17 protein-coding genes and 1 other annotated feature are annotated in these 13,962 nt (G+C 51.9%); of the genes, 16 read left to right on the top strand and 1 reads right to left on the bottom strand.

The genetic code is table 11. From position 1 onward, the window contains the following. The first annotated feature begins 123 nt into the window (after positions 1–123). From NST20_RS09720 to pheA, 10 genes are all read left to right on the top strand, one after another. Positions 124–876 (top strand): M23 family metallopeptidase, encoded by a 753-nt coding sequence (locus tag NST20_RS09720; RefSeq protein WP_029141933.1) that lies wholly within the window; start codon positions 124–126, stop codon positions 874–876. Continuing rightward, the gene (locus NST20_RS09715; protein WP_328197884.1) at positions 869–1,735 is read left to right on the top strand and encodes a M50 family metallopeptidase; all 867 of its coding nucleotides are present in this window, start codon (positions 869–871) and stop codon (positions 1,733–1,735) included. The genes NST20_RS09720 and NST20_RS09715 overlap by 8 nt, the downstream gene beginning before the upstream one ends. Further along, positions 1,735–3,264 (top strand): Rne/Rng family ribonuclease, encoded by a 1,530-nt coding sequence (locus NST20_RS09710; RefSeq protein WP_342399357.1) that lies wholly within the window; start codon positions 1,735–1,737, stop codon positions 3,262–3,264. Before NST20_RS09715 ends, NST20_RS09710 begins: the two co-directional genes overlap by 1 nt. Positions 3,265–3,311: 47 nt before the next feature. Beyond that, positions 3,312–3,395 (top strand) — a sequence feature (ribosomal protein L21 leader region). A gap of 11 nt (positions 3,396–3,406) precedes the next feature. Continuing rightward, the gene (gene rplU, locus NST20_RS09705; protein WP_013859803.1) at positions 3,407–3,715 is read left to right on the top strand and encodes a 50S ribosomal protein L21; all 309 of its coding nucleotides are present in this window, start codon (positions 3,407–3,409) and stop codon (positions 3,713–3,715) included. 12 nt (positions 3,716–3,727) lie between these two features. Then, the gene (locus NST20_RS09700) at positions 3,728–4,057 is read left to right on the top strand and encodes a ribosomal-processing cysteine protease Prp (protein ID WP_013859802.1); all 330 of its coding nucleotides are present in this window, start codon (positions 3,728–3,730) and stop codon (positions 4,055–4,057) included. Between the two features lie 12 nt (positions 4,058–4,069). After that, positions 4,070–4,360 (top strand): 50S ribosomal protein L27, encoded by a 291-nt coding sequence (gene rpmA / locus NST20_RS09695; protein ID WP_013859801.1) that lies wholly within the window; start codon positions 4,070–4,072, stop codon positions 4,358–4,360. Positions 4,361–4,567: 207 nt separating this feature from the next. Further along, entirely contained in the window at positions 4,568–5,098 is a 531-nt protein-coding gene (locus NST20_RS09690) for a Spo0B domain-containing protein (protein ID WP_235962419.1), read from the top strand. 34 nt (positions 5,099–5,132) lie between these two features. After that, positions 5,133–6,428, top strand: coding sequence for a GTPase ObgE (gene obgE, locus NST20_RS09685; RefSeq protein WP_342399356.1), 1,296 nt, complete (start codon positions 5,133–5,135; stop codon positions 6,426–6,428). A gap of 47 nt (positions 6,429–6,475) precedes the next feature. Then, on the top strand, positions 6,476–6,928 hold the full coding sequence (locus NST20_RS09680; RefSeq protein WP_014097873.1) for an ACT domain-containing protein: 453 nt from the start codon (positions 6,476–6,478) through the stop codon (positions 6,926–6,928). Between the two features lie 25 nt (positions 6,929–6,953). Further along, the gene (pheA, locus tag NST20_RS09675; RefSeq protein WP_342399355.1) at positions 6,954–7,799 is read left to right on the top strand and encodes a prephenate dehydratase; all 846 of its coding nucleotides are present in this window, start codon (positions 6,954–6,956) and stop codon (positions 7,797–7,799) included. 126 nt (positions 7,800–7,925) lie between these two features. Here pheA and NST20_RS09670 read toward each other — a convergent pair whose 3' ends face one another. Then, complete coding sequence (locus tag NST20_RS09670; protein WP_342399354.1) at positions 7,926–8,513, bottom strand: transcription repressor NadR; 588 nt, start codon at positions 8,511–8,513, stop codon at positions 7,926–7,928. Between the two features lie 156 nt (positions 8,514–8,669). Between NST20_RS09670 and safA the strand changes: the two genes are divergently transcribed. From safA to NST20_RS09640, 6 genes are all read left to right on the top strand, one after another. After that, the gene (gene safA / locus NST20_RS09665) at positions 8,670–9,923 is read left to right on the top strand and encodes a SafA/ExsA family spore coat assembly protein (protein ID WP_342399353.1); all 1,254 of its coding nucleotides are present in this window, start codon (positions 8,670–8,672) and stop codon (positions 9,921–9,923) included. Continuing rightward, a complete protein-coding gene (locus tag NST20_RS09660) occupies positions 9,923–10,891 on the top strand; it encodes an aminoglycoside phosphotransferase family protein (RefSeq protein WP_315958503.1) in 969 nt (322 codons plus the stop codon). The genes safA and NST20_RS09660 overlap by 1 nt, the downstream gene beginning before the upstream one ends. 111 nt (positions 10,892–11,002) lie before the next feature. After that, a complete protein-coding gene (locus NST20_RS09655; RefSeq protein WP_017552656.1) occupies positions 11,003–11,725 on the top strand; it encodes a YebC/PmpR family DNA-binding transcriptional regulator in 723 nt (240 codons plus the stop codon). 399 nt (positions 11,726–12,124) lie between these two features. Continuing rightward, positions 12,125–12,727: a Holliday junction branch migration protein RuvA gene (gene ruvA / locus NST20_RS09650; protein ID WP_327076384.1), complete on the top strand. Its 603-nt coding sequence runs from the start codon at positions 12,125–12,127 to the stop codon at positions 12,725–12,727. Positions 12,728–12,743: 16 nt separating this feature from the next. Next, positions 12,744–13,742 carry a Holliday junction branch migration DNA helicase RuvB gene (ruvB, locus tag NST20_RS09645; RefSeq protein ID WP_328194369.1) on the top strand — a complete coding sequence of 333 codons (999 nt, stop codon included), beginning with the start codon at positions 12,744–12,746 and terminating at the stop codon, positions 13,740–13,742. Further along, positions 13,739–13,945, top strand: a complete 207-nt coding sequence (locus NST20_RS09640) for a DUF2905 domain-containing protein (protein ID WP_013859790.1) — start codon at positions 13,739–13,741, stop codon at positions 13,943–13,945. Before ruvB ends, NST20_RS09640 begins: the two co-directional genes overlap by 4 nt. The last annotated feature ends 17 nt before the right edge of the window (positions 13,946–13,962 follow it).

Here is a 13,962-nt window from a genome sequence, read left to right as displayed (position 1 = left end):
CAGAGCCGTTTCTGAACGTTTTTCCAAACGATCAGGGCGGCTTGTTTTGTTCCCGGTTCTAACCGCTTTGGACAGGTCATACATTGGTAATAAACGAATGCCTGTACAGAAGGGGTGAATCGATTGGGAAACCGCGCCGATGAAATCCGGAGGCAAATGGCGAAGCGGAGAAAAACGATGAAACAGGCTTATAACGGCAAAGAAACGGTCTATGCGAGCCTGATTAAGGATGAAGGCACACATGTATATGAACCGCCGGGCAAAACGCCGCATCCGCTTTTTAAAAAAGAAACGGTGCTATTTAAAATTCTGGCTTCTGCCTGCCTTGTCCTCGCTGTGGCAATTCTGTTTAAATCGGAACGTCCGGAATTTGACAAGCCGAAAGCCGCCGTCAAACAGGTAATGGCGTCCGAATTTCAATTTGCAAAAGCAGCCGCCTGGTATGAAAAAAAGTTTGGCAAGCCGGTCGCGCTCTTTCCGGAAAAATCGTCAAAAACGGAAACCGCTGCTTCCAATGAAGATTCGCAATATGCGATGCCGGTATCGGGAAAAGTTCTGACCAGTTTTTCAGCCGATGGAAGAGGGGTTACGATTGAAACAAAGCCGGGCGCAAGCGTAAAAGCGATGAGCGGCGGGACGGTCATTTTTGCCGGGAAAAAGCCGAAACTGGGCAATACCGTCATTATCCAGCATGCCGATTCAACGGAAACATGGTACGCAAACCTCAGCAAAATTGATGTGGGCCAGTATGACAGCCTCAAGACGGGCGAAAAGGTCGGCACGGCGCGAAGCAGCGGGGAAAAAGGGGAATTTTATTTTGCGCTTAAAAAAGACGGCGGTTTTATCGACCCGATCCAGGTGATTAAATTTGAATGAGCGGTTTTGGCTTCTGAAAAAAATCAAAATCCATCCCCTTTTCTGGGCCGTGGCCGCCATTGCTGCTGTTACCGCCCGTTTCCAGGATCTCATCCTGCTGTTTGCGATCATTTTCATCCACGAAATGGGGCACGCGGTTGCGGCGCAATATTTTTCATGGCGGGTTAAAAGAATTGCCATTTTGCCGTTCGGCGGCGTCGCTGAAACGGAGGAACACGGAAACCGCCCGCTGAAAGAAGAACTGATCGTGACACTTGCAGGCCCCCTCCAGCATATTTGGATCGCTGTTTTCGCGCACGTGTTGTTCCGTTTCGATATCTTGCCCGGGCAGATGTATACGCAAATCGGGGAGTGGAACCGGGCCATTCTTTTTTTTAATTTGCTCCCGATTTGGCCGCTTGACGGCGGGAAACTGCTGAATATGGCGTTTTCCACGGTCTATCCTTTTTTGCGCGCATTCCGGATGACGATTTGTTGTTCGTTTATCGCGCTGTTCCTTTTTCATGCGGCCGCCCTGTTGAATGCGCCGGCAAATTTGAACGTCTGGGCGATCGTCGTTTATTTATATGCCGCACTTTGGAAAGAATGGAAACAGCTTTACTTTGTTTTTATCCGTTTCCTGCTTGAACGGTATTACGGAAAAAGGGAACCGCTCCGCCATCTGGAAACGATCGAAGTGGATGCGGGCGCATACTTGTATGAAGTGCTTGAAAGCTTTAAACGCGGGCGCAAACATCCGCTCATTGTCCTTAAAAACGGGGTGGAAGTCGGGAAACTCGATGAAAATGAACTCCTTCACGCCTTTTTTTCCGAGAAGCAAACCAATGCGAAAGTAAGCGATATTCTGTATAATTATTGATGGAAACCGCAATAGAAGCGGCTGAAAGCGAAGACAGTGTGGTGGAATTTTTGGACAGGTCAATCATCATCAATGTGAAAACAAGGGAAAAACGGTATGCGGTCATGGAAAACGGCGAAGTATCCGCCATCCGCATCCGGCAGCCGGGCGGCGCGGCAAAAGTCGGGAATATTTATCTCGGCAAGGTGGCGGACGTCAAACCCGGCATCAATGCCGCGTTTATTGATATCGGCGGCATCCGGCACGGTTACTTGCATATCAGCCGGCTTCCCGCTTTTGTGCACGGCAAAAATCCAAATGCCGCGATTTCCGCTTATCTTTCGCCCGGGCAGACGGTCATGGTCCAGGTGAAAAAAGATGAAACAGGGCAAAAAGGGCCGCTTTTGACCGGCATCATTGAGCTTTCGGGGGAACAGATTGTGTATCTGCCGGAAGGAAAGTACACGGCTGTTTCCAAAAAAGCGGATGATGCGGACCGGAACAAGTGGCGGGCCAGGGCCCGCAAAGCGCTTGAACCGCAGGAAGGGATTATTGTCCGGACCGCGGCCATCCATGCCGGCGGGGACGGGTGGCGCGATGAACTAAAATGCCTCAGGCTTCGGTACAAAAGCCTGCTCGAAAAGGCGGCACAACTGAAAGCGCCGGCTGTTCTGCACGAAAAAAGCACGGTGGAAGCGGAAATTTTCCGCGAACTTGCCCGTTTAAAAAGCGGCATGGTGATTGCGGACGATGCGGAGGCGCTTGCCCGCCTGAAAGCATTGCTTGCGGGCCGGCCGGAACTGGACTGGGCGTTTGAGCTCTATAGCGGAAAACAGAATATTTTTACCCGCTACCGTATCGACCGGGCGCTTGAGGATGCGTTGAAAAGAGTGGTCTGGCTTGAAAACGGCGCCTATCTTGTCATCGACGAAGCAGAAGCGCTCACCATCATCGATGTGAATACCGGAAAATATACGGGCACAACGGACCAGGCCGAGACGGTGCTGAAAACGAATCTGCTTGCGGCGAAAGAAATCGGCCGCCAGCTGAAACTGCGCGATTACGGCGGCATCATTCTCGTTGATTTTATCGATATGCAGCGCGATGAACAGCGCGCGCAAGTGAGAGCGGCGCTAGAAAAAGAGCTGGAAAACGACGTGAAGCAAACCCGTATCACCGGTTTTACGGAGCTCGGCATTTTGCAAATGACGCGCAAGAAAACGCGCAAATCGCTCCCCGAGGCACTGCTTTCCGTTTGCCCGGTCTGCGGGGGCAGCGGCAAAATCGAAAGCCCCGAGACGCTTGCTTTCCGCCTCGAACGCGAGCTGTGGGAAGCGCCGCACGCGGATTACGAAGCCGTTTTGATTGAATGCACGCAAGATGTGAAAGATTGTTTTTGCGGGGAAACGGGGGTACACTTAAAGCGGCTGGAAAACCTGCTCGGCATGAGACTGTTTTTTCACATCTCCCGCGATGCGCATCCGTTTTATGCCATCCGGCAGTTCGGGCCCCTGTCCGCGCTTGCCGCAAAAGGCAAAGATCCCAATTGACAAAGGAAAAAGTGTGTGTTACCATCAGTATGTTATGTTTGTAGCGCCCTGTGCTACAACCGCTCAGGAACAGGCTTTCCAAGTTTTTACGCTTCGTAAAACGCCTGTCTTTGGCGAGTCTGAGTCTTAAGGAGGTGCAGTGATGTACGCAATTATTGAAACCGGCGGGAAACAAATCAAAGTAGAAGAAGGCCAGGCTGTATACATTGAAAAATTGGATGCAGCAGAAGGCGAATCTGTTACATTTGACCGCGTTCTTTTTGTCGGCGGCGAATCGGTAAAAGTTGGCAGCCCTGTTGTTGAAGGCGCTACGGTTACGGGTAAAGTGGAAAAACACGGCCGTGCGAAAAAAATCGTTGTGTTCAAATATAAAGCGAAGAAAAATTACCATAAAAAACAAGGCCACCGTCAGCCGTACACAAAAGTGGTCATTGAAAAAATCAATGCGTAAGGTGCACGCGGCATGATCCGGGTCCGCATCAAACGCAAAAAGAATGGGAACATCTCGTCTTTTGAAATGAGCGGCCATGCCGAATTTGCCGGATACGGCCAGGACATTGTCTGTGCCGGCGCTTCCGCTGTTTCTTTCGGGACGGTGAACGCCATTATGGAAGTGGCGGGGGTTGAACCTGAAATCCGCCAGTCCGAAAGCGGCCTTTTGGAATGCAAAATCCCTGCGCAGCTGCCGGAAGAACAGGCGGCAAAAGTGCAGATTCTGCTTGAAGGCATGGTTGTATCCCTCGAGACGATAGAACGGGAATACGGCGAATTTATCCATATAACCTTTGAATAGGAGGTGAGCATCATGTTGAAATTAGATCTTCAGTTTTTCGCTTCCAAAAAAGGGGTCGGCTCCACGAAAAACGGCCGTGACTCGATCGCAAAACGCCTCGGCGCAAAACGTGCGGACGGGCAGTTCGTAACAGGCGGCTCGATCCTTTACCGCCAGCGCGGGACGAAAGTCTTTCCGGGCGAAAACGTCGGTCGCGGGGGCGACGACACTTTGTTTGCGAAAGTTGACGGCGTTGTGCGTTTTGAACGCCTCGGCCGCGACAAGAAAAAAGTGAGCGTATATCCGGTGGCACAAGAAGCCTGACCCATAAAGCCCCGGGCTGCGATATTCGCGGCCCGGGGCTTTTGCATTTTCCGGCAGCACAAACGCCGCGTCTGTACCGAAAAACGTACAAAAACCGCGCTGCCGCACCCGCCTGGCGAGTGCGCTATCCATTCGCGCCCCGTGCAACCTGGGGCAATTTTTGCTATACTTAAACATAACCTATTTCGGAGAACGGGAGCTATGAAAATGCGGGAATGGACGACGGTTGACGTGCTTCGCCACGCCAGGCATGACTGGCTGAACAAGGTGCAGCTGATCAAAGGATACGCCAGCTTGAACAAGATGGAAAAAGTCAAAAATATTGTGGAAGACATTATCCGGGAAGCGCAGCAGGAGTCAAAATTATCAAATTTGCATCGGTCGGAATTTGCCGAACTTTTGCTTACATATAACTGGGAAGGGCACACGGTGCAGATTGCATATGAAATATTGGATGTAGACCGGAATGCGCTCCCGGATGACGGGGAGCTGACCGGCTGGATGAATCATTTTCTCGCGGCTGTTGAGGATGCAGCCGATCCAAATGGGGACAACCGGTTATATTTATCGGTCAGCACTTTGCCATCCGGTGCCCGTTTCTTTTTCGAGTTTAGCGGAACAATAAAAAAGCGCGGACTGCTCGCCGGGTTTCTGGAAAACGATTGCCCGGGGATGAACGTGATCCACGCATACCCGGCATCCGCTTTCCCGGTTGAAATAATCTTTCCGAAAGCCTAACGATACAGCAATTGCAAAGGTGGTTTTATCTTTTATGTTTGTGGACCAGGTGAAAATTTATGTGAAAGGCGGGGACGGCGGCAACGGGATGGTCGCATTCCGCCGCGAGAAATATGTGCCGATGGGCGGCCCTGCCGGAGGAGACGGCGGCCGCGGCGGCGATGTTATTTTTGAAGTCGATGAAGGGTTGCGGACGCTCATGGACTTCCGTTACAAGCGCCATTTTAAAGCGGACCACGGCGAAAACGGCATGAGCAAAGGAAAACACGGCCGCGGGGCGGAAGACATGATTGTCAAGGTGCCGCCGGGTACGGTCGTCATCGATGACGATACAAAGCAAACGATTGCCGATTTAACGCGCCACGGGGAACGGGCAGTGATTGCCAAAGGCGGGCGCGGCGGCAGGGGCAATATCCGCTTTGCGACACCGGCCAATCCCGCACCGGAAATTGCCGAGAACGGCGAACCGGGCCAGGAACGTTATATTGTCCTTGAACTGAAACTGCTAGCCGATGTCGGCCTTGTCGGTTTTCCGAGCGTCGGGAAATCAACCTTGCTTTCCGTTGTCTCTTCGGCACGCCCGAAAATTGCGGAATACCATTTTACGACGCTTGTGCCGAATCTCGGTGTAGTCGAGACGGAGGACGGCAGAAGTTTTGTCATGGCCGATCTGCCGGGGCTGATTGAAGGCGCGCACGAAGGCGTCGGGCTCGGCCACCAGTTTTTGCGCCATATCGAACGGACGCGGGTGATCGTCCACGTCATTGACATGGCGGCGGTGGAAGGGCGCGACCCGTATGAAGATTATTTGACGATCAACAAAGAACTGAAAGCTTATCATGAACGCCTTTCTGAGCGCCCGCAGCTCATTATTGCCAATAAAATGGACCTTCCGGGCGCGGAAGAAAATCTGGCGGCATTTAAAGAGAAGCTGGGCGATGATGCCGCACGCGTCTTCCCGATTTCCGCGGTGACGCGCAAGGGATTAAGGGATGTTTTGTTTGCGATTGCCGATTTGCTCGATGAAACACCTACCTTCCCGCTTCACGCCGGCGAAGAACCGGATGCGGAACCGTCCCGTGTATTGTACAAGCATGAAAAAGAAAAGGCTGATTTTACCATTACACGCGATCCGGACGGCAGCTTCGTCATCCACGGGGAAAAAGTTGAGAAGCTGTTTAAAATGACGAATTTCAGCCATGACGAGTCTGTCCGGAGATTTGCCCGCCAGCTGCGCGGAATGGGCATTGATGACGCGCTCCGTGCACGCGGCGCGAAAAACGGCGATACCGTCCGCCTCTTGGATTTTGAGTTTGAATTTGTAGATTAACCGTGCTGGGCCGGGGAATCCCGGCTCCGAGTGGAGGAAAGGGCATTTTGGAAAAGAAAGCAGAGCATAAGTTTATCTTGGTGCGTGAGGATGTTTTGCCGGAAGCGATGATCAAAACACTTCAGGCGAAAGAACTGCTGGAAAGGGGACAAGCGGTATCAGTCGGGGACGCGGCGAAAAAAGCGGGCTTAAGCCGCAGCGCTTTTTATAAATACCGCGATACCGTTTTTCCGTTCCATTCAGTTGTAAAAGAAAAAATTGTGACCTTGTTTTTTTATTTGGAAGACCGGTCCGGGACATTATCCGAAATTTTAAGGATTATTGCGTCTTATTCATGCAATATTTTAACGATTCACCAGACGATTCCGATACAGGGGCGGGCAAATGTCACTGTCTCGCTGAATGTGTCCGGGATCAACAGGAGTTTAAATGATCTGCTGGAAGAACTGCAGGCATTTGAGTTTGTCAATAAAGTAGAAATATTAGGGTCCGGAGCCTAGAACTCCGGCCGGCGGGGGAGAGGAAATGAAAGCAGCTTTTTTCGGGCCGGAAGCGACGTTTACCGATATCGCTGTCCAGTCAGTGTTCCCGGAGGCCAGCCGGGTTGCGTACCGGACGATTCCGGAATGTCTGGAAGCCGTTAAAGCAAAAAAGGTGGATATGGCGGTTGTTCCGCTTGAAAACGCCCTGGAAGGTTCGGTAAATTTAACGGTCGATTACTTGTATCATGAAGAACTGCCGCCAATCCGTGCGGAAATCATTGTGCCGATCGAGCAGCATTTTATGGTTCATCCTGCAAATGCCGGCGCCTGGCGAGAAACGGAAAAAATCATTTCCCATTCCCATGCGCTTGCGCAGTGCCACCAGTTTCTGCGCCGGGAATTCCGGCGTGCGGAAGTGGAACCAATGGGCTCTACGGCCGCTGCTGCGAAATATGTGAGCGAACACCCGGAACTGAAATGGGGGGCGGTCGCCAATGAAATGGCGGCGGAATTGTACGGCCTTGAAATCGTCAGGCGTGCCATCCATGATTATCCGTTTAACCATACGAGATTCATTGCCCTTTCAAATGAGGAGCTTCATATCGAAAAAACGCCTGATTTCCTGAAATCGACGATCATGGTCACACTGCCGACGGACAAGGCCGGATCGCTGCACCAGGTGTTGTCTGCCTTTGCCTGGCGAAAGATTAACTTGAGCAAGCTTGAATCGCGGCCGTTAAAGACGGGGCTTGGAAACTACTTTTTTATGATTGACCTGAACCACTCCTTAGAAGAAAAGCTTGTCCGCTTTTCGCTTGAGGAAATCCACGCGCTCGGCTGCACCGTGAAAGAACTCGGGACCTATTATAGGTATATGGCGGATAAATGATGATCGCTTCTTCAAGAATGTTAGGATAAGCCCGGCTGGAACCCGGGCTTATTATTTTTTGCAAAACAAGCTTTAAACCCAGGTTTTTAGGCCGGATGGGTGATGAAAAAGAGCTGTCCTTTATGTTTAGGGCAGCTCTTTTTCATTTTCTGCAAATAAAATGCCAGCTTCTTTCAGCGCCTGTTCCGCTTCTTCAACCTGCCGCCCGCTTGCGGCTTCCACCGTATGCAGGTGGATGCCGCCTGTTAATTCGGATAAGTAGCTGGCATTTGTTTCTTCAATGCGGCGGATAAACCGGGCCACTTCTGCGCGGGTGGAGACCATGATCGAGGCGGTCAGATCGCCGTATACCGGATGCTCCACCTTGACATCTTTTACGGTCACCCCGTGGTCCACGAGCAAATTCAGCTCATGTGCGACCTGTTCGCGACTATGCATGCAAACAAGCGTTTTCTCCACTTTGTTTTCCGCACCGGCGGGGTGTATGTACAAATATCCCTGGCTCGTTGCCAGGATCGGTTCGTTTTTCGCTTTCAGGAGCGTAATATCATTTACTATAATCTGCCGGCTCACATTTGTCCTTTTTGCCAGTTCCCCGCCCGTAATCGGCTCCCGGCTATTCTGCAGCCATTCGAGGATCAAATGCCGCCTTTCATCCCCAAGAATTTTTCTCTTTTCTGCCAACAGTGTTTCCCCCCATTCATTCGGCCTCATTCGGATTTTATCATACGAAGGCGCCGGGATGAAAGAATCAACTCTTTAAAGGGCATAAAGGACGCGGGACGTTCATAAGTTTTTATGTAAAATCAATCGCATTTTGCCCGGCACCACATAGAATGTATGGACTTAAGCCTTGAGGAGGGGAAATGTGTGAAAATCCATATCGTGCAAAAAGGCGATACGCTCTGGAAAATCGCCAAAAAATACGGCGCCGATTTTGACGAATTGAAAAAATTGAATGCGCAATTATCCAATCCGGAAATGATTATGCCCGGCATGAAAATTAAAGTCCCGACAACGGGCGGCATGGTAAAAAAAGAGACACATACAGGCCATGCAGGTTACACGGGCCACGCGGGTGCAAAAGAAATGCCGCTCGTGACCCATCCGTACGAGCAAATGCCCGAGGCCAAGATGCCCGTCGCAAAAGAAATGCCGGTACCAAAAGAGGTGCCAAAAGCGTCAGCACCGAAAGAAACACAGGTGAAAGAAAAAGTGGTTGAAAAAAAAGAAACGATTTATAAGCCGGTGATGCCACAACCGGTCATTCCGGAAATTGACATCCATAATTACTATGTGACCAATATGGCTGAAATCGAAACCCATACAGCTGCACCGCCGCCGAAGCACCATGAAAGCGAATCGTCGGAAAGCGTGCACTACACCATGCCGGTAAAGGAAGAGTGCCCGGAAATGTATGTACCGTATAATCCGTGTCCGCCCGTGATGCCGGTATACGATTGCGGCTGCGGGGGAGGGGACATGCACGCCGGATTTTTCCCGCCTCCTTACAGCATGCCATATCCGCAAGTCCCATATCCGATGCCGTACCCAATGGCCTATCCGCAAATGCCGGCGATGGCCGCGCCGACAGGGTTCACGCAAATACCGGCGATGGCCGCGCCGGCAGGGTTTATGCCGCAGCAGCAGCCGGCGTGGCAGGAGGGGCAGCAAGTGATGCCGGGTTACGAATGGGAAGAAGAATCTTCTTCATCTTCTCCTTACCCGTATGGCCCCGGTATGCAGGCAGGGGTTTCTGCGCAACATCCTGCCGCCGTGCCGCAATGGGGAGCGCAGCAGGCTCCTTTATACGGCGCTGCTTCAGAAAGCCCCGCTTATATGCCGCAGTACATGCCGCCGCAAACCATGCCGCAGTACGCCCCGTATCCGCCGCACCAGCCGCAGCCATGCGGGTGCCAAAAGCAACCGTACGCCGGCATGCAGGAATCGTACGGGATGGCGGCGCAACCGTACGGCATGCAGGAACCATTTGGCGGCATGCCGCAACCGCCATACGGCGTGCAGGAACCGTACGGGATGCAGGCCCCGTTCGGCTATGACCGGGGCGAAAAAACGGACCAGCCGCAGGAAACCCGGGATCCTTCCGGCGAAGAAGAAAAATAATGGGCGGCGGAAGACAAGAAGGAGACGAAACCAAACGTCTCCTTCTTTATGCGGAAAACAGGCTGCAGGAACCCATTGTTCACTGGCGCAGGTTGCGCGACCGGGTGTGGCTTGTCGGGACAAAGACAAAAAAAGTGATGATGAAGCAATATGGTTCCGATGCGCGCCTTAAACGGCAAATGCTGCTTACATCGGAACTGCAGAAAAGCGGTTTCACTCAAACTTGCCGTTTTCTGGAAGATGAAAGCGGCAGCCCCTTTCAAGGCAAAACTTTTGGCTTTATGGCATACATTGAAGAAGACCCGGCCGGTTTCACCTTCGGGACGGAAGAAGACATCCGCGCCGCTTTCCGCCTGTTAAAACAGTATCACGAAAAGACTGCACATTTTCCGCAAGCCGTAAAAATGGAATTTCCACGCTTTTTTCAGCTGAGAAAATGGCAGGCGCGGTACCGTGCATTTCTTGAAAACAAAGAACAGATTGTCCGATATTTGCCGGAAACGTATTTCACCGCGTACGAAAGATGGGCAGGCGAGGCGTTAAACCGGCTCGAAAAAAAACAGCATTGGCTTCACCGCCCGCCGTACTGCATCACGCACGGCGATGTTGCCCACCATAATTTTTTGCGTGCGAAAAACGGGAAACTGTATTTGATTGATTTTGACCTTGCCCGCCTTGCCCCGGCCTGGACTGATGATCTCCAGTTTTGCAACCGGGTTTTGCCCGCTGCTTCATGGTCGCTTGCCGCCCTTGAAAACTGGGGAATGCTGGACGGCGCGCCGGACCGGGAAACTTTTCTGGAGGCGCTTCTTTACCCGACGGATGTTTTAAGGGAGTGGAACCGTTTTGCTGGAAGCGGCAAAAAAGAAAAAGAGCAGTACTGGCCGCATCTTTCCCTGCTTTCAATTGGGCAGTTCGGGGAACGCGCCCGGTTTCAAAAAGAAGTAAAAAGGCGTTTGCAAGCATAACGGAACACCAGGGGCGCTCCCCGCCGGCATAACGATTTTCATCCTCCTTTCGGGCGAGTATGGTATAGTAATAGGGGACTGTATCAGCGCTGTCAGAAAGGAGTGATGGCCATGTCCGGCCATTCCAAATGGAAAAATATTCAGGGCAGAAAAAATGCGCAGGATGCAAAGCGCGGAAAAATCTTTCAAAAACTGGCAAAGGAAATTTATGTAGCGGCGAAAAACGGGCCTGACCCGGAAGCAAATTCAAGCCTCCGCCTGGTCATTGAAAAGGCAAAGGCCGCCAATATGCCGAATGACAATATTAAACGCGCCATCGAGAAAGCAAACGGCAGCCAAAACGCCGAACATTACGAGGAAATAACATATGAAGGGTACGGGCCGGGCGGCGTTGCCGTCATGGTCACGGCTTTAACCGATAATAAAAACCGGACCGCTTCGAATGTCCGTGTTGCTTTTTCGCGCAACGGCGGAAATCTCGGCGAAAACGGATGCGTGTCTTTCCTGTTTGACCGCAAAGGCTATCTTGTCATCGAGCGGGAAGGGCTCGAGATAGATGAAGACGGAATGCTGCTTGCCGTGATTGAAGCAGGCGCCGAGGAAATGGAAACGAGCGATGAAGTGTTTGAAATTTATACAGACCCGGAGCAATTCATGGATGTGAAGAAGAATCTGGAGGAAAAAGGCTTTACATTTGCCCGGGCAGAAATCACCATGGTGCCGCAAAACACAATTGCTTTGGATGAAGCGCAAAAAGAAAAGATGGAGCGATTGCTGGACAGGCTGGAAGACGATGACGATGTAAAGGAAATTTACCATAACGCCGAATTATAATGTCCCAGGCACTTTCTGCACCCGGCCCGTCCGGGTGCAGAAAGTGCTTTTTTGCGGCAAAGCCGGTTAGGCCTGTATCAAACCGGCTACACTGTGGAGTGTGGCCCGTGCTGTTTTAAACCGATGCACTGCGGCTAATCGTGCCATTTAAACCCGGGGGATTGTTCCAGCTGAAAATCCGGGGAAGCCCGTCCGGAGGCAGCGGCGGCCCGGTATGCCGGACGGACACTCATCTGTCTCCGGATGCCGGTTTCCTTCCGCCATGGAAACAGGAAAAGCGCCTCATCTTTAGGAACCATCCGGTCGGAAAAAAGGGCAAGACCGGACATTCGTTCCCAAAACGGTTGCGTTCTGTGGTACAATATGGGATAGCAAGTTTTTGAGGAGCGTGTGGGAAGGTTGTACGAATATATTAAAGGCATCATTGATTCCGTGAGCCCGGATTACGTTGTCGTGGAAAACGGGGGGATCGGCTATCGGCTGCTGGTGCCGAACCCGTATATTTTTTCAAAAAGCATCGGACAAGAACGAAAAATTTTTACATACCAGCATGTGCGCGAAGATTTGATCGCGCTTTACGGTTTTGAAACGGCGGAAGAACGGGCGCTGTTTCAAAAGCTGCTTAATGTTTCCGGCATCGGGCCAAAAGGGGCGCTTGCCATTCTAGCGTACGGGCAGCCGCAGCAGGTCGTTGACGCCATTGAGAATGAAAATGAATCTTTCCTTGTCAAATTCCCCGGTGTCGGCAAAAAAACGGCAAGGCAGATGATTCTTGATCTGAAAGGAAAGCTGCAAGGCCTCGTGCCGGAGATGCCGGATGATGTGGGCGGGGAAAAAGCGGCGCCTGCTTCCGGCAACCAAAACCTCGAAGAAGCGGTGCTCGCTCTGGCGGCGCTCGGCTACTCGGAAAAAGAAATCGCGAAAGTGGTGCCTGAACTTCCGGAAGAAGTGCTTTCTGCGGATGAATATATTAAACTCGCTTTAAAAGCAATGGTAAAATAATGGAGGAGGGGAGAGCATGGAAGACCGCGTAGTTTCCGGCGAGGCAAACGAACAGGAAGTTTCCTTTGAAATGAGCCTCAGGCCGCAAACCCTTGCGCAATATATCGGCCAGGATGAAGTGAAGCATAATTTAGCCGTGTTTATTGAAGCGGCAAAAGGACGGGGCGAAACACTCGATCATGTGCTGCTTTACGGTCCGCCGGGGCTTGGCAAAACGACGCTTGCCGCCGTGATCGCAAACGAAATGGGCACGAACATCCGGACGACTTCAGGGCCTGCCATCGAGCGGCCGGGCGATCTTGCCAGCGTGTTAACCGCGCTTGAACCGGGGGAAGTGCTGTTTATTGACGAAATCCACCGCCTGCCGAAAGCGATTGAAGAAGTGCTGTACCCGGCAATGGAAGACTTTTGCCTTGATATCGTAATCGGCAAAGGATCGGGTGCCCGCTCCATCCGCCTTGATTTGCCCCCGTTTACTTTGATCGGGGCGACGACAAGGGCTGGTTCGGTTTCAGCACCGCTGCGCGACCGGTTCGGGGTGATCAGCCGGCTCGAATATTATAACGAAGCGCAACTGGCGGAAATTGTGCTGCGGACAGCCGGCATCCTTGAGACGGCGATTGAGCCTGAGGGGGCGGCGGAAATTGCAAGGCGTTCGCGGGGCACGCCGCGGATTGCGAACCGGTTGTTAAGAAGGGTGCGCGACTTTGCCCAGGTCAAAGGAGACGGAAAGGTAACCCTTGAGATCGCCAATTATGCCCTTGAACTTTTGCAAGTTGACAAACGCGGGCTTGACCATATTGATCATAAGCTGTTAAAAGCGATCATAGAGCGCTTCCGGGGCGGTCCTGTCGGGCTCGACACGATTGCGGCCAGCATCGGGGAAGAAAGGGAAACGATTGAAGATGTATATGAGCCGTATTTGCTGCAAATTGGCTTTTTGCAGCGAACGCCGCGCGGCAGGGTAGCGACCCCGCTTTGCTATGCGCATTTTCATATGGAGGTGCCGGAATGAGCGGATTTGGAAAAGTGCTGATGACCATCGCCGTGATTCTTTTTGCTCTCGGCCTGTTGTTGCAGTTTACGAAAATCGGCCGGCTGCCCGGCGATATCCTCATTAAAAAAGGGAACACAACCTTTTATTTTCCAATCGCAACATCGATCCTTTTAAGCGTGATCTTAAGTGTGTTATTATATATCATTGGACGGTTCAAGTAGCCGCAAATGGAATTCAA

Origin of the sequence: Weizmannia sp. FSL W8-0676 (assembly GCF_038593015.1) — a bacterium.
GTDB classification, from domain to species: domain Bacteria; phylum Bacillota; class Bacilli; order Bacillales; family Bacillaceae_C; genus Weizmannia; species Weizmannia coagulans.
This window is presented reverse-complemented; position numbering and strand designations above follow the sequence as displayed.

Coding starts and splice junctions, on each gene's coding strand:
- NST20_RS09710 (WP_342399357.1), top strand. CDS start 1,735: ATGGAAACCGCAATAGAAGCGGCTGAAAGCGAAGACAGTGTGGTGGAA.
- rplU (WP_013859803.1), top strand. CDS start 3,407: ATGTACGCAATTATTGAAACCGGCGGGAAACAAATCAAAGTAGAAGAA.
- NST20_RS09700 (WP_013859802.1), top strand. CDS start 3,728: ATGATCCGGGTCCGCATCAAACGCAAAAAGAATGGGAACATCTCGTCT.
- rpmA (WP_013859801.1), top strand. CDS start 4,070: ATGTTGAAATTAGATCTTCAGTTTTTCGCTTCCAAAAAAGGGGTCGGC.
- NST20_RS09690 (WP_235962419.1), top strand. CDS start 4,568: ATGCGGGAATGGACGACGGTTGACGTGCTTCGCCACGCCAGGCATGAC.
- obgE (WP_342399356.1), top strand. CDS start 5,133: ATGTTTGTGGACCAGGTGAAAATTTATGTGAAAGGCGGGGACGGCGGC.
- pheA (WP_342399355.1), top strand. CDS start 6,954: ATGAAAGCAGCTTTTTTCGGGCCGGAAGCGACGTTTACCGATATCGCT.
- NST20_RS09670 (WP_342399354.1), bottom strand. CDS start 8,513: ATGAGGCCGAATGAATGGGGGGAAACACTGTTGGCAGAAAAGAGAAAA.
- NST20_RS09660 (WP_315958503.1), top strand. CDS start 9,923: ATGGGCGGCGGAAGACAAGAAGGAGACGAAACCAAACGTCTCCTTCTT.
- NST20_RS09655 (WP_017552656.1), top strand. CDS start 11,003: ATGTCCGGCCATTCCAAATGGAAAAATATTCAGGGCAGAAAAAATGCG.
- ruvB (WP_328194369.1), top strand. CDS start 12,744: ATGGAAGACCGCGTAGTTTCCGGCGAGGCAAACGAACAGGAAGTTTCC.
- NST20_RS09640 (WP_013859790.1), top strand. CDS start 13,739: ATGAGCGGATTTGGAAAAGTGCTGATGACCATCGCCGTGATTCTTTTT.